This window comes from Algoriphagus sp. UBA3586, from assembly GCF_002376385.1.
GTDB lineage: Bacteria > Bacteroidota > Bacteroidia > Cytophagales > Cyclobacteriaceae > Algoriphagus > Algoriphagus ornithinivorans.
This window is the reverse complement of sequence record NZ_DFMT01000041.1, coordinates 48,703-70,091: the sequence shown is the minus strand read 5'-3', so window position 1 is coordinate 70,091 and position 21,389 is coordinate 48,703. Positions and strand designations below refer to the sequence as shown.

Genomic DNA, 21,389 nt, shown 5'->3' with positions numbered 1-21,389 from the left:
ATTGATGCGGATACACATAAAAAGTAATATCGAATGCTGAATGTCGAACACCGAATAATGAAGTGAATCATCGGACATCCACCATCGGACATCAAACAAAAACCAAACACCCTGCCGAAACAGGGCTCAAGTTATGGAAGAGAACAAAAACAAAGACTATAGCATCCTGCTATACTACTGCTACGCCAAAATCGAAGATGCCGAGCAGTACAGAGAAGAACATCACTTATTTTGTGTTGAGAACAATATCCGTGGTCGTATCATCATTTCTGATGAGGGGCTGAACGGAACAGTTTCAGGTTTGAAAGAAGACTGTGAAAAGTACATGGCCTACATTCATGCAGATCCACGCTTTGCGAAGACCGAATTTAAAATCGATCATCATGATAAGCATGCATTTACCAAAATTCATGTCCGTTACAAGCCTGAGATCGTCCACTCTTCATTGCGTCATTTAGATCCAAATGTGAAAACTGGCAAACATCTCGAGCCTGAGGAGTTTAAGAAATTAAAAGATCAGGAAGATGTGGTGATTTTGGACGTTCGCTCCAATTATGAGCATGAATTGGGTCGTTTTAAAAATGCCCTAACCTTGGATATTGATAATTTCAGGGATTTTCCTCAGAAAGTGAAAGAGTTGGAGCATTTGAAAAACAAAAAAGTACTGACCTATTGTACTGGAGGAATCAAATGTGAAAAGGCCTCAGCTTTTCTTTTGGAACAGGGGTTTGAAGACGTGTATCAGCTTCACGGTGGTATCATCAAGTATGGTATGGAAGCTGGAGGAGAGGATTTCGAGGGCAAATGTTATGTCTTTGACAACAGAATCGCAGTTGACGTGAATAATGTCAATCCAACTATAGTCTCTGAATGTCATATTTGTGGGACCAAATCTGATCGTATGGTCAATTGTGCCAATCCAACCTGCAATATTCATGTGCCGATCTGTGAAAACTGTGGATGGGAATATGAAGGAGCATGCTCAAGCGAGTGTAAAGAAAATCCGGAAAAAAGGCCATATGACGGAACCGGATACTATCAGAAAAACACCAACGGTTACAATCCTTACAAAGGCTTACACAGAAAGCCAGACAAGGAAAAAATTCAAAAATTGCATGGAGAAGCATCGCATTCCTGAGTCGGAATTAATTATCAATTCTGATGGAAGTATTTATCATTTGCATCTGAAGCCAGAAGATCTGGCTTCAGTTATTTTTACAGTAGGGGATCCTGAGCGTGTTCCTTTGGTTTCCAGAAATTTTGATAGCATAGACTTCCAAACTCAAAAAAGAGAATTTGTTACGCACACTGGAACGCTAAATGGTCAGCGGGTAAGCGTGATGAGTACCGGAATGGGTACCGATAATATAGAAATCCTCATGACAGAGCTGGATGCTTTGGTGAATGTGGATTTTGAAACCCGTACGGTGAAAGAAGAAAAAACTAGCCTTCAAATAATTAGATTGGGGACTTCAGGTGCCATGCAGGCTGATCTTGCTGTAGGTACTCTTTTGGCGAGTGAAATTGCCATCGGAATGGATAGTTTAATGAGCTACTATCCACCCTTGTCTGGAAATCAAGAAATAGCTCAGGCTATTCAGGGCGAATTGAACTTACCTTTCCGCCCCTATCAGGCAAGAGCAGCATTCAAGTTGGTGAATAGACTGGACGATAGGTTTGAAAAGGGAGTAACGCTTACTTGCCCTGGTTTCTACGCTCCCCAAGGAAGAGAAGTGAGATTAAAGCCTAGATTTGATCAATTTATTGAAAGATTGGCTGGACTGGAAGTGAATGGAAGACGGCTGACCAACTTTGAAATGGAGACAGCAGGCTACTATGCGATGGGGGAACTTTTAGGCCATCAAATGCTCAGCTTGAATGCCATTGTTGCTAATCGGCCAAATAGAGAGTTTGATAAAAAAGCTGAAAAAACCGTGGATCGTATGATTCACGCAGCTTTGGAACTATTAGCTGTTAAAAAATGATCACCCTTACGCTAGATATCTTTTTTCAGTCAAGTTTTTTTCAATTCTGAAATCCTCGCTATCCTGATTGTCAATTTGTTGCAATATTTTAGTTAAAAAATCAGCACACTCTTGTTTGCACAAATAGAGGCCAAATAGGTTTTCAGCTCTATTAACCAAGAAAGTTCGGCTACTGTCAAAGAGTCTCACCAAATCATTCCAAGATCCCAAAACCAACAGTTCATCTCTGTTTTTCACGGTTTGTAGAATTTTAAATTCGCCAACTGCACTTGAAATTTTCATAGAAAAAATTGTTTACTGAATACATTTCAAACTTAAGCCTAAAGCGGGCCTACGGCAATACGTAGAAATACGTATTTTTTGTAAAAAATACCTTTAACCCGAAATATGCAGTAGACTTCTTATTACGAGTCCAAACCGCTTCAAAATCAATCGCTTTGCTGTATTTAGCTCAATCACCGTAGCGGTGCTATGCTTCATTCGCTAAATACTTGATTTTATTGCGGTTTGACCTCTCACTACAGATTCTAATGCATAATCCGGGTTTAACCTATCAGCTCCTTATTTTTTTGAGCCCAGATTAATAAGGAATTATGTTTTTTCTCCAAGTTCAACTTGCTTATCATATTTGACCTATGCTTATCAACAGTTCTTTCCGAAATAAAAAGTTTATCCGCAATTTCCTTGGTAGCCAGTCCTTCAGCGATTAAGCGTAAGATTTTTTTCTCTGAAGGGGTAAGAGAATGATTGTTTTGATCTTTTTGATGCTTTTCTAATTCTTCGAATATCTTTTCACTGAAAAAGCTTTCTCCATTCAATACTTGATCAATAGCTTTCGAAAGATCCGTCAGGGCAAAATCCTTAAGAATATATCCGGAAAGATTCAATTCCTTGGCTTGATGATATAAGTAAAGCTCTTTATGGAGGGTGAGGAGGATTATCTTGGTATTTAAATCTTCGGCCTTACATGTTGCTGCGACTTCCAGTCCGGTCATTCCTGGCATATCCAAATCCAAAATTGCCAATGGAGGCTGGAGTTGGCGGATTTTTTCCAAAGCTGAAATTCCGTCTTGAGAAGCTCCTACTACTTCTAATCCCAAATCATTCAAAAAATCCTGAAGACCTTTGAGTAGAATAGGATGATCGTCTGCTATGATTACCTGAGTAGGTTTAGTTTGCATATACTAAAAAACTGAGTTTGGTACCCTTTCCTTTTTCACTGTTCACCTTCATTGTACCTGAAATTGCAGCAGTCCTTTCTTTCAATGTTTTCAATCCTAAGCTATGAAAATCATTGAATTTCTCCGAAAAATCAAAGCCTTTTCCATTATCCTCAATGATCAATTCCACATGGCTATTATGTTTAAGGAGCTCAAGCTTCATCCCTTCTGCTTGGCTATGTTTTAAAATATTATTAATTCCTTCTTGTGCTATCCTATATAATTGAAGCTCTTTTTCCTTAGGCAAGAAACCCTTTACTTCTTCAATCTCAGAAGATACAAAGAGCTGAGTTTCCCTATCAATCTGCTCCAGCATTTGCTCCAAAGCTTTAGAAAGTCCCAATTTTTCCAATTGCATTGGATGAAGGGATCTTGCGATTGATCTCAATTCATTGATGGCTGTATCTAGCATATCACCGGCATTTTCCGATTGATTTAAGGCCACCTTATTTTTAATCAATAATAAGCTTTGCCCCAACCCATCATGCAGGTCTTTCGATATTCTTTTCCTTTCCTCTTCCTGAGTTTTGAGCAACTCTCGTGAAAAGTTCTCCTGCGAGGCTTTTTCTTTTTTGCTGGTTTTTAATTGAAAGGCCAGAAAACCAAATCCAGATCCACCCAAAAGTAGGAGTAGAGTCCCCCCGAAAATCAGATTTCTTCTTCTGGAGCTTTCTTTCAAATTTTCCACTTCTAGTGATTTGGAAAGCTGTTCATTCTCTTTCCGCTCAGTCTCATACAATGTTTGGTAGTAGGCAAAGGAATTTGCTTGATTGACTTCGAAAATTGAATCCTGATAGCTCTTGAATGCAGTCAGATAATCCAGAGCTTTGGCAGGTTGACCGGATTTTCTGTAGGCTTCTTCTAAGAGCTGGTATGCTATAGACAAATGATCCATATTAGATGCTTCCTTGGAAATCCTCAATAGCTTTTCTCCTGATTGAATCGCTGATGAAATTTTCCCTTCACTCAAAAGAAGCCTTGTCTGAGCCATGAGATAAGATCCTGAATTTTGATCCAGTTCCGGAACTTGACTCATTGCTTTTTCACCTTCGTTGAAATACTCTTTAGCCTTGGTCAAATCTCCCATTTCCCCATAATAGATGGAAAGGTTGAACTTCAGAACAGTTTTAAAGTATGGGTTGCTGTTGGAAATATTTTCTAAGGAGTCTGCTTTAAGCAAGGCTTTTATTCGTTTTTCAGACTTCTTTTGCTTTCTATAATCTTCCGATTGATTGAAAAATTGAATTCCTGCATCGCTGAAATTTTCGGATTTAATGGATTTTTGGATCAACTCATTCCGGATTTCCTCAGCTTCCTGATAGATACCATATTTGCTGAATAAAATGGCAAGCCCTCCATTCACGAAATCCACATATTCGAAGTCTTCCAAATTTTGATAAATGATTCTAGCAGTTTGGTAGTCTTTCATGGCTTGAAGCATATTGCCATAATAGTCTTCAGCCTGACCTCGAAAAAAGTAACCATCTGCTATATAAAGTGAATCCTTTGAAGAAAATCTATCGATAGCTTTGGTATATTCCACTATGGCAGAGTCGAATTTTTGTTCATTGAAATAAGATGCAGCTAATTTTAAATGTAGGTTGCCTTTAATTAATGAATCCTGAATTTCTGACTCATACCGAACAGCCTCCTTTAGGATTTCTTTCTTTTGAATGTCCGCATCCGGATCTGTTGCCGGGGTTTGAAATAGCTGGATGCTGCTTTTCGCCAACTTTTCATATGCTTTTTCATTATTATAAATCTGAATAGCTTGAAGTAGGAGCTGATATCTTTCAGGGTCCTTTAAATCCTCTTTTTCCAGGGATTTTTCAATTTCAATAATGCTATTAAGAGACTTTTCTTGCGAAAGAGCGGGGTTTTCTAGTAAAATCGAAGAAAAGCCAATGCTGATGAGAAATACCAAAAACTTTTTAAAAATTTCCATCTCCATGACCAAAGATATATAAATCAGTTAGTTTTCAATGGGTTAATATTTTTGTTTCAGAAATTGAGGAAAAATCAATTATTTACAGTTATGAGTGAGCTGACGGAACAAATTACCCTGGCCTTAAATGAAAAAGCCATTCCTGAAAAAGCGGCCTTTTTCCCAAAATTTTTCAAGGCTTTCCCGGGAGGATATGGGGAAGGTGATCTGTTTTTGGGTGTGAAGGTGCCTGATCAGCGAAAGATAGCTAAGCAGTTTTATAAGGAGATCAGCCTAAATGAGTTATCTGAATTGGTGAGAAATCCTTATCACGAAGTGAGGTTGACAGGGCTTTTGGCTTTGGTCTATCGCTATGAAAAATGCAAAACAGAGGATTTAAGAAAGGAGTTGGTTGATTTTTATTTAGCTCATTTGGACTTTGTAAACAATTGGGACCTCGTGGATACGAGCTGTCATTTTATTTTAGGGGAGTATTATTGGAAAAAGGAGAAGGACTTATTTTATGAGCTAGCAGATTCAGGCCATCTCTGGAGACAGCGGATTGCGATGATCAGTAGCTATTTTTGGATCAAAAAAGGAGATTTTACCGATGTCTTGGCCTTGGCCGAAAAACTCAAAAACCATTCCCATGACCTGATGCACAAGGCCGTCGGCTGGATGTTGCGAGAAATTGGTAACCGGGATTTCGAAACAGAATTTGAATTTCTAAAAAAGCATTATCACACGATGCCAAGAACGGCATTGCGGTATGCGATTGAGAAGTTTCCGGAAGAATTGAGGCAGGAATTTTTGAAGGGAAGAATTTGAAATCAGAAGTATAAAATTAAAAAGCTGAACATGTGAAATACACGGAAAATTGTACCATCATTGGTATGAGATGTCAGCCTGTCTCACTAAACCTATATCTTAAGAATTATATCTGTTCTTATTAAAATTAAGCTTGTTTCGAAAATAGAACCTGTATACAAAAAGCAAGTTTTGACTTATTTGAGGTTGACCGGAATGAAACTAGGATTATTAGTCAAATTCAATGAAGCTTTAATTCAAGACGGAATTTCCCGAATCCTAAATAACCTTTAGTCTTCTTTATTGATTTCTCGCAAAGTCGGGAAACGTAAAGGTTTATTACCTTTTTCCCCGCTAGAACTACCAAAACCAAGTTAAATTGAAGATTTAGAGTATCTGTTAACTCTAATTTTGGCTTTGTAGAATATTAGGTTTCATATTTAATGGAAGACTCAAAGGTCTTCCATCTTTGCGCCGTCGCGCCTTTGCGAGAGCATAATAAATTAATCCTCTATCCCCTCCAATTCACTCAATTCCAACCAAGTCATTTCCAATTCTTCCAGTTCGGAGTCGATTTCAGCAATCCGATTGGAGAGCTTTAAAAGATCTTCATGATCTTCGATGCCGGCTGCGATTTGCGCAGTGATTTTTTCCTTCTCGCCCTCTAGCTTTGCAATCTGCTCATTCGTCTTTTTGAACTCCTGCTTCTGTTTGTAGCTTGCCTTGATTTTTGACACAGACTTCTCAGTCTCCTCAACTTTAGTGTCTTTTCTCGTTTCTAGTCTCTCGCTTCTAGCTTCTGTCGTCTTGATACTTGGTACTTGAGACTTTGTACTCTCTTCCTTTTCCCACTCCCTAAAATCTGTATAATTCCCAGGAAAGTCCCGAATTACTCCCTCTCCCTCAAACACAAAAAGATGCTCTACCAAGCGATCCATAAAGTAACGATCGTGTGATACGATGATCAGACAGCCGGGAAAAGTATCCAGAAACTCCTCCAAAATATTCAAGGTCATCAGATCCAAATCATTGGTTGGCTCATCCAAAATCAAAAAATTCGGGTTCTTGATCAAGACCAATAAAAGCTGAAGCCTTCTTCTTTCCCCACCACTCATTTTACCAATTGGAGTAAACTGCTGCTTGGGTGGAAAACCAAACTGGGTCAAAAACTGACTCACGGTGATTGTCTGGCCTTTATTGAGGGTAACGACTTCAGCCACCTCTTTCACGACATCAATCAGCCTTTTTTCCTCATCAAATCGATCCTCTTCCTGTCGGTAGTAGCCAAAAAGGGTGGTTTGACCTGCTGTGATTTTTCCCTGGTCAGGTTCAATGAGTCCTGTTATTAATTTCAGAAAGGTGGTTTTTCCTGCTCCGTTTGGACCTACGATTCCGATTCTGTCCTTTTTCTTGAAGATATAGGAGAAGTCCTCGATCAGTTTTTTCTCTCCATAAGACTTACTGATTTTTTCTATTTCGAGGATTTTATTACCCAGTCGCTGTGTAGATACTGACAATTCGATATCCCGCTCTTCCCTTTTGGTGAAGGCCTTTTCCTTGGTTTCTTCAAAAGCATCTACTCTATATTTGGCCTTAGTTCCCCTTGCTTTGGGTTGGCGACGGATCCAGTCCAGTTCCTTTTTATATAGACTTTTCGCTTTTTCAATTTCGATATCTTCGATCTGCATACGCTCCGCTTTCTTGTCCAGAAAGTAGCCATAATTGCCCTGGTATCTATGGATTTTGCCTTGATCGAGTTCGAGGATTTCATTGGTGACTTTTTCCAAAAAATACCGGTCGTGAGTTACCATAAAAATGGAAAGATTGGCTTTTGCCAAGTACTCTTCCAACCATTCTATGGTTTCCAGATCCAGATGGTTGGTGGGTTCATCCAGCAAAAGTAAATCCGGCTTTTCTAAGATTGCTTTAGCCAGTGCAACCCGCTTACGCTGTCCTCCTGAGAGGTTTCCCACGGGCAAATCCGTGTCGTGGAGGCCTAATTTCCCGAGCACCTCTTTGACTTGGTATTCAAAATCCCAAGCCTGTAGCGCATCCATCTGCTCGAAGATTTTGGCCATTTTATCGGAATTGTCTATCCCGCGCTCTGAGTCCAACATGGCTTTGTGGTATTCCTCAATAACCCGAAGAACTTCCGAATTACTTTGATCAAAAATCGTTTGATAAATGCTCAGATTCGAATCGAAAACAGGGTTTTGATGGACATAGGCAATTTTCACGGCATTATTGAGCGCCACTTGTCCGGTATCTGGGATTTCCAATCCCATGATAATTTTCATTAAGGTGGATTTGCCTGCACCGTTGATGCCGACTAGGGCGATTTTTTGCCCCTGGGATATGCCGAATGATATATTGGAAAAAAGCTTGCGTTCGCCGAAAGCCTTACTGAGATTCTCAACTGAAAGGTAATTCATGCCGCAAAAGTACGGGAAATAACCTTAGAAATATGGTTGAAATAGGATAGAAATAGGTCCTGACAAGTCAGGATGAAATATAGTGGAAATATACCCTCCTTCGTCGGGTGAAATACAGTTTGAATACAAATAGGTTTTCCTAGGTAGGGAGAAATAAAGTGGAAATACAATAGAAATACACCCTCCTGAGTCGGGTGAAATAATCTGGAAATACTGGGATTCAGTTCAAAAAGTTTACAAATACAGCTCATTCTTAAAGCAAATTGAGCCGTATTTTGATAAATTATTTGAAAGTATGAGCCGGAAAAAATTACTGGCGACGAGATGTGTCAAAAATAGGTGTTGACGGCAAACTCAGCTTGGTTTATAAATAGCCCTTTCATGGGATGAAGGTTGGTTCTTTCGTAAAATACCAACATTGCTTTTTTATAATCTAATGGATCTACAGTTCTAAAACTTAGTGGGCAATACCCGTATGCAATTAGAATGGCATTTGACAAAATTCGTGCGGTCCGCTTATTCCCGTCCAAAAATGGTTGGATATAAGAAATTAAGACAAGGGTCAAAAAGCATTTTTGATATATTCCAGATGTTTGATTGACAAGTTGACACGTATTTTCAAGTGCCTCTCTTATCTGAAATTCATTGTCCAATGGATTATAATTTGTTCCGGTAATACCAACTTTCCTTCTCCTTATATTTCTATTTATTCCAAGGTCTTTGGTTAAAATGCTGTGAAGTTCTTCTATAATTTTCACTGAAAGTTGAGATGCGTAATCACTATTTGCGACAACAAAATCAATTGCCTCTTTGTGATTCAGAAGCATAGTTGCCTCATCTTTTGTTTTTCCCTTAGCTGTTTTCTTCTCCTTTAAAAGTAACTCAGTCTCTAATAGTGAATAGGTATTTCCTTCAATTTGTGAAGATTTCCAACTCAAATCAATTGCAAGCCTTTCCATCTCGATTTGATATTCTTCTTGTCTAAAGTCATTTATTCGCAGAAGAAATTTATCGTGGATTCCTTTAAGCTTTCTTTCTTCATCACGAGAAAATATCGGTAATCCCTTAAGTTTGCTGAATATTTCCAAATCAAACTGATTTCGAATTTTTCGCTCATCTTGTTCTAATAGAAAATAGGAATTTAGATCTATGGGATAAGTCAGTTCTAAATGAGGTGTTGTTTTGTAAACAGTGGCTTTACCCTTTCCCTCAGACTGAATTAATCCATCATTTTGCAACTCTGAGAGATATCTTTTTAGTGTAGCTGGGCTGATGACTAGGTCGGATTTATCAGAGATTTCTTGACGACTTACCGCGCCGTTTTTTAAAAAGAAATCAAGTAGATGTCGGAGGTTTTTTTTCATTCGGCTCAAAATATACAAAAATACGGCTCATTTTTATTCAAAAATGAGCCGTATTTTATAAAAAATCAGAGGTAATGAGCCGAATCCTATGATTTCAATCTTTTAATTCAATCAACTCAAACCGAAATGCATCCTCCTCTGCCTCGGGGTTTTCAGGGTTGTTTGCAGAGAGATATAGGCCTTTTTCGGTGATAAAATGATTGTTGGGGAAATAAATTCCGCCTTCAAAATAGCTTTCGGTAATCAATTTGAGGTCTACATCAAATACCTGAATCACAAAAGGTCCTGGATTTTCCCGCAAAGCGAGTAATTCTTCTTCATTTTCAATGGCCAAAGTGGGATAGGCAAATCGATAATACACCTTCCGAAATTCATCGTAAACTAGTGTCTCATAGCGGGAGGAAGCGGTGAGGTATTTTTGGGTTTCAAAGCGCTCCCCATCTATCGGAAAATAGGGGAGAGATTCATCTAAGTATTGGCTTTTGCCATCGAAGGTTTCCAAAATTCCATTTTTACTTTTCTTGAAAATTCTATGGTCTCCAGATAATGAATAAACAGTAAAATCTGGTTGAAACACCAAGCTAGGTTCATAAAACTTAAGCCCTCCAGCTAAATAATCTTCAGGATAAGAAATTCCTTGCAAACTAGTACTTCCATCTTCAAGGTTGATTTGGTATCCCATCACTGATTTTTGCATTAAATCAGCTGTTATTTTGGAATATTGAATAGGAATGTGTGTTTTCACCCAAAGTTGATTGCCTTTCAATCGGGGAGCACTTCCAAAATAGGCATTGTGTACAAAGGCATTGGTTTGCCCTTCAGGGATTGTGTATTCGATCTTGTTTTTTATTTGACCTGTCGTGTCTGCAAGCGTGATGACAGATCCTGATTGATTAAAGAGAAAAATACTATCTAGACTTTGGATATGAAAACCTAAGATGAATTCAATTCCATTCGGACCATCCTGATCGAAAGTTATCTCCCTGCTGAGTTTTTCAGCACTTAGGTCATAAAACTGCAAAGAATTTGAGTTCCAGTTGACATTGACCAAATAGTCTTCGTATCGAACCAATCCGGTACTGATATTGGCTGTCAGACTGTCGATGGGGATACGGAGGATTTCTCCGCTCGCTTGAAGTTTTATTACGGGGGTTTCGCTTGGATTTTTGGAGCAGCCAAGCAAGCAGAAGCAAAGTAGAATGAGGAAAATTCTCATGAAATAAAAGTTGAAATGATAGATAAACTGAAATTATCGCTGAAAATGATTGATAATTAAGGTTTTGGATCTTTTTAATGTCAATATAATTATCGCCTAAAAATTGTTGATACGAACTTTCAGCAAGTAAGGATTGTCGTAGGAATCAAAATTTTTAAGGATGTGATTAATTAAGGGGTTTTCGTTCAAGAATTCGGGAAAGGTTGGGTTTTCTTTTAGTTTATCTATTTCCGATTTAATTGCATAAGGGTCAATTGAGAAATATATGAATTGATCATCACTTCCAACCGGGGTATAGACTAAATAGGAACTCAAATTTGAAAAATCACCTCCAAAGTCGCTGGACCAACCTTCTGTTACCCTTATTTCATTGGTACTTCTTTTTAATATTGCAGTAAATAATTTAGAGCCTTGAATTACGAAAAGGAATATATGAGTGTTGGTGGGTTGGATTGAAAAAACAGAAGCATAATCATTTTCTGCTGCTTTATTTCTGAAGTCCATGATGTTTTCAAAGTCACGATCAAAGAATTCCTCAGGGGTTTGAAATTTTCCAAAATCAAAAAAATACTTTGCCCTAGCTCCTGATTCACCTAAAGTAAAAAGCGTATCGCTATCGGAATAAAAGAACTCGATTTCGTCTCCTTTATTATAAAATGTATCATTATTGAGTACGCTGAGATAATTTCTTTCTTTGCCAATTTGGCTAAATCCTATTATTTTTTCACCAGTCTTTCCCGAGACTAATACTGCACGATCTCCATCTCCATTGAAAAAAACTCCACCATAAATATAATAATCATCACCTTGGGGAATAAACGAAGTTGCTAAATAGAGATAAGGGTTTTTCCATTCATTTTGAAACACGCCTTCAGTAGTAAACCTTAGCAATTTGCCGCTGTTTTTATCTAGAACCTCCAAGAGATTGGAGTTTTCATTCCACCGGATATCATCAATTGACTGATATTCTCCTGGGCCCTGACCTTGGCTCGAGAGCTGATTTAAAATTTTACCATTTGAATCCAAGTGCAAGATTCTTTCTGAGGTAAGGATCCAATAATTATTTTCTCGTGATAGGATTCTTTTGATTTTGGTTATTGGAGTACCTTCTGAGTTTTTTAGAGAGATCAACTCCTCTATTGTAAAAATGGAATCAAATTTGGCTGATTCGGCATCTTGAAGATGGATTTCTATTGATTCTAATTCATTTGTGATTTCTTCATTTGGCGGTGAACAATTAACCAATAAAAAAGAGCTATAAAGTGTTAAGAAAAGAGCAAGACTTTTTTTCATAAAGTGAATAATTTAAAGGAGGGAATTATCCTCCTTTATGGTTTACTGTTTATTTCTAAGAACAGGGAATCCCTGAACAGGTGTCTATCGGATTCGTACTTTCTACGCAACAATAAGTATTGGGGCCTACCTGTGCCATCTTATAATATTTCGGTTTCTCCTCACAGTTCTCCTCACACATGGTTTGTGCTGTTGTTCCATTAGAAATCAAGAGTCCGAAGCTAAAAACAAAAAGCCCAACTCCTAAAATTAACTTTTTCATGATAAAATAAATTTAGAAAAACAGATCCTCCCCGAAAGGAACGGTTAGCCAATCGATTAACTACTTCGAACATATTATTATTATTATTATTATTATGCAAGAAATCAGATTTGAATCTAAAGCGAAATTAGTTTATTTTTTGATAAAAGGAATGATTAATATTTAGGTGGCTAGTTATAGGTTGACTAATAGTATAATGTGAATTGTAAATAAGAATTTTTTAGGTTTTTGAATCTAAATCATAAAACTTCAAAGTATTGGTATTCCAATTGACATTGACCAAAAAGTCTTTGTATCGAACTAAGCCGGTACTGATATTGGCGGTCAGACTATCTATGGGGATGCGGAGGAATTCTCCGCTCGCTTGAAGTTTGACGATTTCGCTAGACTTTGGTGATTTCGAGCAAGCAAATGCGATCAACAGAACGAACACTAGTGGAAAAAGATAAGAATTTCTTAAATTACGCATACTCAAAACTAAGAGGTTGTCAGCAAAAAAAAGCTTAATTGGAAGATTTGATATTTTCTTTTAATTCCAGAGAAACTAAAACTGTCTGATCATCTTTGAGTTTTTCTTGATTTTTCTGAAAAAATTCATGAACATTTCCGGGTTTGATTTCTACGTTTTGTCCTGAGAATTTTTGGATATACTGGTTATAAAATGTAGTGGAATTTACGATAATATAAACTTTGTCATCATGATAGGTCCATGGCACCCCACCGAGAGTCATTCCATCCAGATCATTTTTTGGATCTATGCATTGATAAAGTAGATTCATTCCTCTATCAAATACTAAAAAATGGTGAGTGGGTTTCCCATTTGGGTCATGTTGATATAAATACATGAAAAAATGATTTCTCATAGGGAAGAAAGAATGAATATCATTGATCATTCTATTTTCTGCCAAATGCCTATTTAACTCACGGTTTTCTGCCAATCTGAATCGTTTATCATGCGGCAATCCTTTTGAGCCCAGATCAAATTCAAAGCTTTGATAAATGTCGCCTTTTCTATCAAATTCCACGATTTCATAGCTATAGGGGATATTAAAATATACATTATCACTGGATGGATCTGCCATAAAACCATCTTTGGTGCCTACGCTCATCCAATAATAGTCATTGGGGAATCGGTAGAGCAAAGTTGTGTCATCAGAAGAATTTTTTTTTTGGTTAATAAATACTTTACCTTGCTTTAGGTCTTTTATGCCATTGAATAGAAGCCTATTTTCTTTAAGATGATAAAATGCGTCAAAAAAAAAGGGTTCTTTTTTTTCTTCAAGGAAATTTCCTTCAAGGTCAAAAACTACTGTTTTGGAAAGAGGAATGTCATAAATCAAGACCTTGTCATCCATAAGCTGGAGATATTCACTTTGCTTGATGGTGCCAGGACCTCCGGAATAGTCCGATTTGATAGAGGAAAGCCGTTTGCCTGCCAAGTCAAAAATGTGGATGTTGGAAAGGTCCCGGTCTTCTACGATTATCCTATCCGCTCCAAAAAGTATATGATAGGGTCTAGCCAAAATCTCAGAATCACCCATATCCAAAAGAAGATAGTTGATTTCAGAAAATATATCTGAAAATTTTTCCTTTTCAGATGTGTCTAATTTTAAGGGAATTTGCTTTGTGTGAGAATATTTGTTTTGGCACGAAATTGCGAAAATTAATAATAGAACTATTGTAGTATACTTATTCATAGCAGAGCAGGAGGGAAAAAAAACCACCAAAATTAGTGAGGGACTAAAGGATAAGTTTAATTACCTATTAAAGGGGTTTCACCGCAGAAAGTTTGTTCCATTATGGGACAAAATTCACCTGGAAATTCTCGGCAAGCGCTATACATTCCTCCATTTTCACATGCTTCTGTTTTCATTACATAGTGTTGGATGGGGAAAGCCTAGAAGCTTAATGACAATGCAGTTACACCTAGAATTAACTTTTTCATAATAAAATAAATTTAGAAAAACAGATCCTCCCCGAAAGGAGCGGCTAGCCAATCGACTAACTACTTCGAACATATTATTATTATTATTATTATTATTCAAAATTAAGGTAAACTAATTTAATGAATTTAGTTTAAAAATATTTTAGCGGTAGAAATTCAGGGATAAATGGTTGTCTGATAAAAACATCTTGATAATTTTTAAGTTTGTGATTATTCTTCAACCTCCCTGCGATATCTTTCTGTTATGAAAACCATCCATGACATTCTCAAACTGGGCGATCCCCGATTGTATCAGACATGTGAACCGGTACTCCGCTCGGAACTACCACAAGTTGCTGAATGGACTGAGCAGCTTCATGACGCGATGGAGGATATCCGCCGGGTATATGGCTTTGGAAGAGGAATAGCGGCTCCCCAATTGGGGATCATGAAGCGACTGTTTTACCTCAATCTCGACCGGTCTTATGTGGTTATCAATCCAGTTCTTAAAAATTTGAGTGATGAGAAATTCGAACTCTGGGATGATTGCATGTCTTTCCCTAATCTATTTGTGAAAGTAGAGCGGCATCAAAGCTTGACCCTGGAATATTTGGATGAAAACTGGGAAGCTCAATCCTGGACTGTGGGCGGTGCTATTTCAGAATTGATTCAGCATGAATACGATCATCTCGACGGAGTACTTTGCACGATGCGGGCGATTGATGAGAAAAGTTTTAAGTGGAGGTAAAATCTGAAAGATAGCCTTGCAGATAGGGCTCCCTTTGGTCGCCAAGATATGCTTTGCAAGATATGGGAAGGTTTAACTCTTCAGATTTATCTGAGTAGCCTTTGCTACCCTATCTTCATTTTATCTGCGTAGCTATCTTAATTTCTTATATGGCCTCATTTTTGACCTAATTCACAAAACTCATAATATATTCCGCTTTTCTGCCCATAGAGGGAAAATACGGCTAATTATTAGCTCAATGGATCAGAATCCGGAAGCTTCGGTCTTCGGTCATCGGTCTTCCAATCGGTCAAGCAAAGAAAATATGTTAACTGGCATGATTGCGGACAATTAGAAAATTTCAATTATGTCCAAATCCTGGGATAATTCCATCAAGCAGTTTCATCATTACCTCAAAATCGAGCGTTCCCTCAGTGAGAACTCGATCGAAGCGTATTGTAGGGATGCCAAAAAGCTGGGAGATTTTATGGAGTCTTACTATCCGGGAGTTGGGCCTCAAGCTGCGTCTAAAGTTCAGCTCCGAGAGTTTGTGGGCACCTTGGGAAAACTGGAAATATCCGACTTTACCCTGGCAAGAGTCATTTCAGGAATCAAAGCTTTTTATAAGTTTTTGATGTATGAAGGTCTGATTCAGGAAGATCCTGCTCAATTATTAGAAGCTCCGCGATTGGGTAGAAAATTGCCTGATACTTTGAGTTTTGAAGAGATCAGTGAAATCTTGGAAGGTATTCCGATGGGAGAGCCACAAGGTCATAGAAACCGAGCGATGTTGGAGCTGCTGTATAGCAGCGGTCTGCGTGTTTCGGAGTTAATTGGCCTGAAGAAAAGTCAAGTTTTTGAAGATATTGGTTTCCTGCGGGTAGTGGGAAAAGGGAATAAGGAACGATTGGTTCCCGTGGGAAAGGCAGCTTTAAAGTATATCCGTATTTATCAGGAAGAAGTTCGGAATCATCAGGAAATAGCTAGAGGTCACGAAGAATATATATTTCTTAATCGTCGTGGTAAAAAGCTAAGTAGAGTGATGGTTTTTATGATCATCAAGGAAGCGGTGGAACGTGTGGGCATCCAAAAAAATGTTAGCCCTCATACTTTTCGGCATTCCTTCGCTACACATCTAATCGAGGGAGGCGCTGACCTACGTGCAGTGCAGGAAATGTTGGGCCATGAAAGTATCACCACCACCGAAATTTACACCCACTTAGACAGAGATTACCTAAGACAGGTACTGACGGATTTTCATCCGAGAAAGTAGGAAAATGCATAATTGGTGATCGTAATCACTTATTATACGTATATTTGGTGAATATATTCACTAAATATGCATGTCGATCGAAAAATTTTTGAAAAACTCTTCTCCAAATTTGGCTCGGGTAAAGCGACAATTCTGTTGGGTCCAAGGCAGGTGGGAAAAACAACTTTGGTCAAAAAGTTAGCCGATACGCAAGGAGATTTTTTATATCTCAATGCGGACGAACCTACTGTGATTTCTTCATTATCTAGACCATCTTTACCTTTTTTGAAGGCATACCTTTCAAATTCAAAAACAGTGGTGATCGATGAGGCTCAGCGGATTCCTGATATTGGAATCACACTCAAATTAATTATTGATAATTTTCAAGACCTGAACTTAATTGTAACAGGCTCTTCGTCTCTTGAATTAGCTAATCAAATCCATGAACCTTTGACTGGTCGAAAGTGGGAGTTTCAGCTTTTCCCTTTCAGTTGGGCGGAGCTTATCCAAGCTTTTGGATTTCCTCATATGATTTCGGCCCTGGAAAAGCACCTTGTTTTTGGGGCCTATCCTGAGGTAGTCACGAATTCTGGAAATGAAGTAGAAATTTTAAAGAATTTAGCTTCAAGCTTTCTCTATAAAGACTTATTAAATTTTCATGGGATTCGAAAGCCGGAATTACTCCATAAAATTCTTCAGGCCCTAGCATGGCAAATGGGCTCTGAAGTAAGTATGAATGAGCTAGGGAGGACCGTACAGGCAGATAAAAATACAGTTTCAAATTATCTTGACTTATTGGAAAAGGCTTTCATCGTCTTTCGGCTACAGCCATTTTCCAGAAACTTAAGATCTGAAATTAGTAGTAGTCGGAAAGTCTATTTTATTGATAATGGAATTCGAAATTCTGTGATTGGGAATTTTTCAGCCTTAGGGAATCGTCAGGATATAGGCCCTATTTGGGAAAACTTCCTAATCAGTGAGAGGGTGAAGCTGCTCAGCTATAATGGCTTTTATGGGAAGAACTATTTTTGGAGATTAGCTCGAGGAGGAGAAATAGACTACATAGAAGAGATTGACGGTCAATTATATCCATTTGAATTCAAGTGGAACCCGAAGGCCAAAGTGCGAACCCCTAAAGCTTTTATAGAGAATTATAAAACCGCACCGGTCCAAGTGATTCACCGAGAAAACTTTATGGATTGGCTTACAGAATATCGGTATTAAAAAAACCTTCCCAAAGTTTCAAACTTTGGGAAGGCTAGAAAGTCAATTTACTTCTTCAACACCTCTCTCGAAATCACCAATTTCTGGATTTCTGATGTTCCTTCACCGATGGTGCAAAGCTTGGAGTCTCGGTAATATTTTTCTACCGGATAATCCTTGGTAAATCCATAGCCTCCGAAAATCTGAACCGCCTCATTGGATACGGATACGGCCACCTCAGAAGCATAATATTTAGCCTGAGCTCCGGCTAATGTCACTTTTTCACCCCTGTTTTTTAAATCAGCAGCTTTGAAAGTCAATAAGCTGGCGGCTTCTACCTGCGTAGCCATATCAGCCAATTTGAATGATATGCCCTGGAATCTACTGATTGGTTGATTGAATTGCTGTCTTTCTTGGGAGTATTGGATAGAAGCCTCAAGCGCTCCCTGAGCTATGCCTAAGGATAAAGCTGCGATGGAAATTCTACCACCATCTAGAATCTTCATGGATTGGATAAAACCATCACCCACTTCACCTAAAACCTGACTTTCGTGAACTTTACAATCTTCAAAAATCATTTCGGCAGTTTCGGAAGCTCTCATCCCGAGCTTATCCTCTTTTCTACCTCCACGGAATCCTGGAGTGCCTTTTTCTACCACAAAAGCAGTCATTCCATGTGAATCTCCAACTTCACCTGTTCTGGCAATGACAACGGCCACATCTCCCGAAACACCATGGGTAATGAAGTTTTTCGCTCCATTGATGATGTAATATTCCCCTTCTTTTTTGGCGACAGTACGCATGTTTCCGGCATCTGAACCGGTATTGGGCTCAGTTAAACCCCAAGCGCCTAACCACTCGCAGGTAGCCAATTTTGGGAGGTATTTCTTTTTCTGTTCTTCATTCCCAAACTGCATGATATGTCCTGTGCAAAGGGAGTTGTGAGCTGCCATGGATAATCCGACAGAGGGATCTAATTTAGAAAGCTCTGCAATGGCTGTTACATATTCAAAATAAGTAAATCCGGATCCGCCGTATTCAGTAGGAACTAATACGCCCATTAATCCCAATTCCCCCAGTTTTTTAAAAAGTTCTAAAGGGAAATGTTGATTGTCATCCCACTCTTTACGGAAGGGTGTGATTTCTTTTGCTCCGAAATCACGGATCATATCAGCGATCATGCGCTGATTTTCATTCATTGTGAAATTTAACATGGAAAATTTTGGGTTTATCTCTGTAATTCTAACCCTAAGATTCAGAATTAGTTTGGTTCTAGCAAATCACGTAAATCAGTAGAAGATAAGGGGTTTGCATGTTTTTTCCTCCTTTTTTTGTGATTTCTGTTCAGCTATTCCAAATATTTTTTTTAGATTTTAGACATTGCATCCAGTAAATTTTTCAAAAGGCTAGGATAATAAATTTTAAAAGGCGCGATTATGGGTAAATATGCTTTTTTGATTGGTTTTTTATTCTCTTCTCTGGTCAGTTCTGTATGGGCTCAGAATCCCAGACAGATAATTGACAGTCTCAAATTGAAAACAAAATCCATTTCTGATAAGGAGGAATTGGCAAATGCTTACGGTGAATTGGCTTGGCAGTATGCTGCTGTCAATCTAGACTCATCTATTTTCTATGGAAAACGCTCGGTTGAACTTGCCGAAAGCAGTGGTAATCCCGCGGTTATCGCTCAAGCCTACACGGATTTGGGGAGTGGGCTACTTCAAAAAGGAGACTTGAACTCAGCTAGGGACTGGTACCAAAAGGCATTGGCTATTCGTCAAGAGATCAGTGATTCACTGGGTCTGGCAAAAGTTTATAATGCCCTCGGATTTATTTATCAACGAAAATACGAGTCTGATTCAGCAATCCTCAATTTTTTGAAAGCACTTCCCATTTTTGAGAAATTCAATTCTCCACTTCATGTAGCCACCATCAAAAATAATTTGGGAGTCATTTATCAAGGCCTGCCGGATTATGAAAAAGCGCTCAAAGCATACCTTGAGGCCGCGGCCATTCGCGAAGAATTAGGCGATAAAAGGGGCTTGATCGGGAGCTACATTAATCTGGGCACGGTTTATAAATACTTGAAAAAGTTCGATGAAGCAGAACCTTACTTTCAAAACGCTATTAAGATTGGTGAAGAGACGGGTGATTTATTGAATTTGGCCATGACCTATAGAAGCTACTCGGTCTTTCTTCAGGAAAAAGGGGATATGCAATTATTGGAACAAATCTCCCGGGAAGGTATTGAGATTGCGAAAGAAGTAAATGCTCAATACGAAGAGGCGGTACTAGAAATGAGCTTAGGAGTGGCACTAAAGGAGCAAGGGAGATATTCGGAGGCGAAAAAATGGTTACTATCCTCTGCCAATAAATTTGTTTCCCAAGGAGCTGATGAGGACGTATTGGTTCCTTATTTGGAGCTGGTTCCACTCTATGCTTCTTTAGGATTGCCGGATAGCTCTCGGTATTATTCCAATTTGTATCAAGAAACTCTTCGGAACAAATTCGAAAAAGAATCCAGAGAGACTACTGCTGAACTTGAAACAAAATATCAGACCGCCCTCAAGGATAGTCAAATTGCAGAGCAGGAATTGGAAATCAATAAAAAGAATTTACTCCTTTTTGGCTCGCTTGCCCTAGCATTGGTCTTGGTGGTAGTGGGATATTTGTTATATAAGCAACAGCGTTTAAAAAATCAGCAATTACAGCAAGAGTCCAAATTACAAGCCGCTTTGGCCAAAATTGAAACCCAAAATAAATTGCAAGAACAAAGGGAGTTAATTTCCAGAGATCTGCACGATAACATAGGTGCACAATTGACTTTTATCATTTCGGCAATAGAGAATCTGAAATTTTACCAACCAATTCAGGAACAATTAACCCATAGATTCGATCAGATTTCAAATTTTACCCGTCAAACCATAACTGAATTAAGAGACACGATTTGGGCGATGAACTCGGGTGAAATAAGCTGGCAGGAGTTGTGTAATCGGGTTCATGCTTATACTCAAAAAGCTGAGGAGTCTTCAGGAATAAGCATGGAGTTCGACATTGGCCAGAGTTTCCCATTGGAAAAGACCATGCCTTCTTCTCAAAGCATTCAAATTCTCAGAATCATTCAGGAGTCCATCCAAAATTCAATCAAACACTCCGAAGCCAGTGAGGTGAAAATACTGTTGGAAAAGAATAAGGAGGGAATTTCTCTTCAAGTCTCAGATAATGGGAAGGGTTTTGATCTTGAAAAAGTCATAGCTGGGAATGGTTTATATAATCTCCGAAAAAGAGCAGAGGAATTGGGAGCAGTTCTAAAGATCAATTCTACTCTCGGGTCAGGTACAAAAATAAAGCTGACCGAAGTTTCATGAGTACACTTTAAATAGGCGATTTGTCGTATTTCAGACCTAAAACGATACTAGTACTTTTAGCCAATCCAAAACCTTTTATCGTTTCGCAAAATGTTTTTATCCAAGCCGCTTGATCCTTTATATATTCTTTTTCTGGGTGTTTTTTTAGGCTTGATTCTCCTTCATTATTTATTATTCCGCGAATATCTTCAGCAAGAAAAATTACAGGAAAAACGACTCAAAGATTTAGAATATCTAGTATACAAAGAAATTGAGCGTTCCTTGGAATTAGGCCTTGGAAATATCGCTTTGAAAGAACTAAGACAAAAAACTTTGGAAAAGTTGACCCTCATCCGCCTCCAGCTGGAAGCTTTAAAGAAAAGTGAGGGAAAAAATAGGGGATTGTAATCTTATTGAAAAAATGAGGCTGTCT

The 21,389-nt window shown here is 38.4% G+C and carries 19 protein-coding genes; 8 read left to right on the top strand and 11 right to left on the bottom strand.

Going from position 1 to position 21,389, the window contains the following annotated elements; all coding sequences use genetic code 11:
- Positions 1-133 precede the first annotated feature (133 nt).
- Positions 134-1,138 (top strand): rhodanese-related sulfurtransferase, encoded by a 1,005-nt coding sequence (locus tag B2906_RS14625; protein ID WP_219956955.1) that lies wholly within the window; start codon positions 134-136, stop codon positions 1,136-1,138.
- Entirely contained in the window at positions 1,116-1,985 is an 870-nt protein-coding gene (locus B2906_RS14620) for a nucleoside phosphorylase (RefSeq protein WP_219956954.1), read from the top strand. The genes B2906_RS14625 and B2906_RS14620 overlap by 23 nt, the downstream gene beginning before the upstream one ends.
- 6 nt (positions 1,986-1,991) lie before the next feature.
- Here the strand turns inward: B2906_RS14620 and B2906_RS14615 are convergent, their stop codons facing one another.
- The 3 genes from B2906_RS14615 to B2906_RS14605 all read right to left on the bottom strand — a co-directional run bounded on the left by B2906_RS14615 (position 1,992) and on the right by B2906_RS14605 (position 5,150).
- Positions 1,992-2,267 (bottom strand): hypothetical protein, encoded by a 276-nt coding sequence (locus tag B2906_RS14615; RefSeq protein ID WP_219956953.1) that lies wholly within the window; start codon positions 2,265-2,267, stop codon positions 1,992-1,994.
- Positions 2,268-2,530: 263 nt separating this feature from the next.
- Positions 2,531-3,166: a response regulator gene (locus B2906_RS14610; RefSeq protein WP_219956952.1), complete on the bottom strand. Its 636-nt coding sequence runs from the start codon at positions 3,164-3,166 to the stop codon at positions 2,531-2,533.
- Entirely contained in the window at positions 3,156-5,150 is a 1,995-nt protein-coding gene (locus B2906_RS14605) for a tetratricopeptide repeat-containing sensor histidine kinase (protein ID WP_286940721.1), read from the bottom strand. Before B2906_RS14605 ends, B2906_RS14610 begins: the two co-directional genes overlap by 11 nt.
- 90 nt (positions 5,151-5,240) lie before the next feature.
- On the opposite strand from B2906_RS14605, the gene B2906_RS14600 reads away from it, so the two are divergent.
- Both B2906_RS14600 and B2906_RS14595 read left to right on the top strand, forming a co-directional pair.
- Positions 5,241-5,957 carry a DNA alkylation repair protein gene (locus B2906_RS14600; RefSeq protein ID WP_286940720.1) on the top strand — a complete coding sequence of 239 codons (717 nt, stop codon included), beginning with the start codon at positions 5,241-5,243 and terminating at the stop codon, positions 5,955-5,957.
- Between the two features lie 96 nt (positions 5,958-6,053).
- Positions 6,054-6,230, top strand: a complete 177-nt coding sequence (locus tag B2906_RS14595; protein ID WP_219959473.1) for a GxxExxY protein — start codon at positions 6,054-6,056, stop codon at positions 6,228-6,230.
- A 209-nt stretch (positions 6,231-6,439) separates the two neighbouring features.
- On the opposite strand, the gene B2906_RS14590 is transcribed toward B2906_RS14595, so the two are convergent.
- The 7 genes from B2906_RS14590 to B2906_RS14560 all read right to left on the bottom strand — a co-directional run bounded on the left by B2906_RS14590 (position 6,440) and on the right by B2906_RS14560 (position 14,200).
- Positions 6,440-8,368, bottom strand: coding sequence for an ABC-F family ATP-binding cassette domain-containing protein (locus B2906_RS14590; RefSeq protein ID WP_286940719.1), 1,929 nt, complete (start codon positions 8,366-8,368; stop codon positions 6,440-6,442).
- Between the two features lie 329 nt (positions 8,369-8,697).
- Positions 8,698-9,732 (bottom strand): Fic family protein, encoded by a 1,035-nt coding sequence (locus B2906_RS14585; RefSeq protein ID WP_286940718.1) that lies wholly within the window; start codon positions 9,730-9,732, stop codon positions 8,698-8,700.
- A gap of 94 nt (positions 9,733-9,826) precedes the next feature.
- On the bottom strand, positions 9,827-10,948 hold the full coding sequence (locus tag B2906_RS14580; protein WP_286940717.1) for a DUF4221 family protein: 1,122 nt from the start codon (positions 10,946-10,948) through the stop codon (positions 9,827-9,829).
- A 96-nt stretch (positions 10,949-11,044) separates the two neighbouring features.
- Positions 11,045-12,241, bottom strand: coding sequence for a 6-bladed beta-propeller (locus tag B2906_RS14575; RefSeq protein WP_144606940.1), 1,197 nt, complete (start codon positions 12,239-12,241; stop codon positions 11,045-11,047).
- 55 nt (positions 12,242-12,296) lie between these two features.
- The gene (locus tag B2906_RS14570; RefSeq protein ID WP_144606938.1) at positions 12,297-12,503 is read right to left on the bottom strand and encodes a hypothetical protein; all 207 of its coding nucleotides are present in this window, start codon (positions 12,501-12,503) and stop codon (positions 12,297-12,299) included.
- A 220-nt stretch (positions 12,504-12,723) separates the two neighbouring features.
- Positions 12,724-12,972: a hypothetical protein gene (locus B2906_RS14565; protein WP_219956946.1), complete on the bottom strand. Its 249-nt coding sequence runs from the start codon at positions 12,970-12,972 to the stop codon at positions 12,724-12,726.
- A 34-nt stretch (positions 12,973-13,006) separates the two neighbouring features.
- A complete protein-coding gene (locus B2906_RS14560) occupies positions 13,007-14,200 on the bottom strand; it encodes a 6-bladed beta-propeller (RefSeq protein WP_219956945.1) in 1,194 nt (397 codons plus the stop codon).
- Positions 14,201-14,692: 492 nt separating this feature from the next.
- Between B2906_RS14560 and B2906_RS14555 the strand changes: the two genes are divergently transcribed.
- The 3 genes from B2906_RS14555 to B2906_RS14545 all read left to right on the top strand — a co-directional run bounded on the left by B2906_RS14555 (position 14,693) and on the right by B2906_RS14545 (position 17,630).
- On the top strand, positions 14,693-15,175 hold the full coding sequence (locus tag B2906_RS14555; protein ID WP_219956944.1) for a peptide deformylase: 483 nt from the start codon (positions 14,693-14,695) through the stop codon (positions 15,173-15,175).
- A gap of 346 nt (positions 15,176-15,521) precedes the next feature.
- Complete coding sequence (gene xerD, locus B2906_RS14550) at positions 15,522-16,427, top strand: site-specific tyrosine recombinase XerD (protein WP_219956943.1); 906 nt, start codon at positions 15,522-15,524, stop codon at positions 16,425-16,427.
- A 66-nt stretch (positions 16,428-16,493) separates the two neighbouring features.
- Positions 16,494-17,630, top strand: coding sequence for an ATP-binding protein (locus tag B2906_RS14545; protein ID WP_219956942.1), 1,137 nt, complete (start codon positions 16,494-16,496; stop codon positions 17,628-17,630).
- Positions 17,631-17,677: 47 nt separating this feature from the next.
- On the opposite strand, the gene B2906_RS14540 is transcribed toward B2906_RS14545, so the two are convergent.
- The gene (locus B2906_RS14540) at positions 17,678-18,823 is read right to left on the bottom strand and encodes an acyl-CoA dehydrogenase family protein (RefSeq protein WP_286940716.1); all 1,146 of its coding nucleotides are present in this window, start codon (positions 18,821-18,823) and stop codon (positions 17,678-17,680) included.
- Between the two features lie 222 nt (positions 18,824-19,045).
- On the opposite strand from B2906_RS14540, the gene B2906_RS14535 reads away from it, so the two are divergent.
- Complete coding sequence (locus B2906_RS14535; RefSeq protein ID WP_286940715.1) at positions 19,046-20,977, top strand: tetratricopeptide repeat-containing sensor histidine kinase; 1,932 nt, start codon at positions 19,046-19,048, stop codon at positions 20,975-20,977.
- Positions 20,978-21,389: the final 412 nt, after the last annotated feature.

Coding starts and splice junctions, on each gene's coding strand:
- B2906_RS14565 (WP_219956946.1), bottom strand. CDS start 12,972: ATGCGTAATTTAAGAAATTCTTATCTTTTTCCACTAGTGTTCGTTCTG.
- B2906_RS14615 (WP_219956953.1), bottom strand. CDS start 2,267: ATGAAAATTTCAAGTGCAGTTGGCGAATTTAAAATTCTACAAACCGTG.
- xerD (WP_219956943.1), top strand. CDS start 15,522: ATGTCCAAATCCTGGGATAATTCCATCAAGCAGTTTCATCATTACCTC.
- B2906_RS14600 (WP_286940720.1), top strand. CDS start 5,241: ATGAGTGAGCTGACGGAACAAATTACCCTGGCCTTAAATGAAAAAGCC.
- B2906_RS14585 (WP_286940718.1), bottom strand. CDS start 9,732: ATGAAAAAAAACCTCCGACATCTACTTGATTTCTTTTTAAAAAACGGC.
- B2906_RS14570 (WP_144606938.1), bottom strand. CDS start 12,503: ATGAAAAAGTTAATTTTAGGAGTTGGGCTTTTTGTTTTTAGCTTCGGA.
- B2906_RS14590 (WP_286940719.1), bottom strand. CDS start 8,368: ATGAATTACCTTTCAGTTGAGAATCTCAGTAAGGCTTTCGGCGAACGC.
- B2906_RS14610 (WP_219956952.1), bottom strand. CDS start 3,166: ATGCAAACTAAACCTACTCAGGTAATCATAGCAGACGATCATCCTATT.
- B2906_RS14580 (WP_286940717.1), bottom strand. CDS start 10,948: ATGAGAATTTTCCTCATTCTACTTTGCTTCTGCTTGCTTGGCTGCTCC.
- B2906_RS14535 (WP_286940715.1), top strand. CDS start 19,046: ATGGGTAAATATGCTTTTTTGATTGGTTTTTTATTCTCTTCTCTGGTC.
- B2906_RS14555 (WP_219956944.1), top strand. CDS start 14,693: ATGAAAACCATCCATGACATTCTCAAACTGGGCGATCCCCGATTGTAT.
- B2906_RS14545 (WP_219956942.1), top strand. CDS start 16,494: ATGCATGTCGATCGAAAAATTTTTGAAAAACTCTTCTCCAAATTTGGC.
- B2906_RS14575 (WP_144606940.1), bottom strand. CDS start 12,241: ATGAAAAAAAGTCTTGCTCTTTTCTTAACACTTTATAGCTCTTTTTTA.
- B2906_RS14625 (WP_219956955.1), top strand. CDS start 134: ATGGAAGAGAACAAAAACAAAGACTATAGCATCCTGCTATACTACTGC.
- B2906_RS14540 (WP_286940716.1), bottom strand. CDS start 18,823: ATGTTAAATTTCACAATGAATGAAAATCAGCGCATGATCGCTGATATG.
- B2906_RS14560 (WP_219956945.1), bottom strand. CDS start 14,200: ATGAATAAGTATACTACAATAGTTCTATTATTAATTTTCGCAATTTCG.
- B2906_RS14605 (WP_286940721.1), bottom strand. CDS start 5,150: ATGGAAATTTTTAAAAAGTTTTTGGTATTTCTCATCAGCATTGGCTTT.
- B2906_RS14620 (WP_219956954.1), top strand. CDS start 1,116: ATGGAGAAGCATCGCATTCCTGAGTCGGAATTAATTATCAATTCTGAT.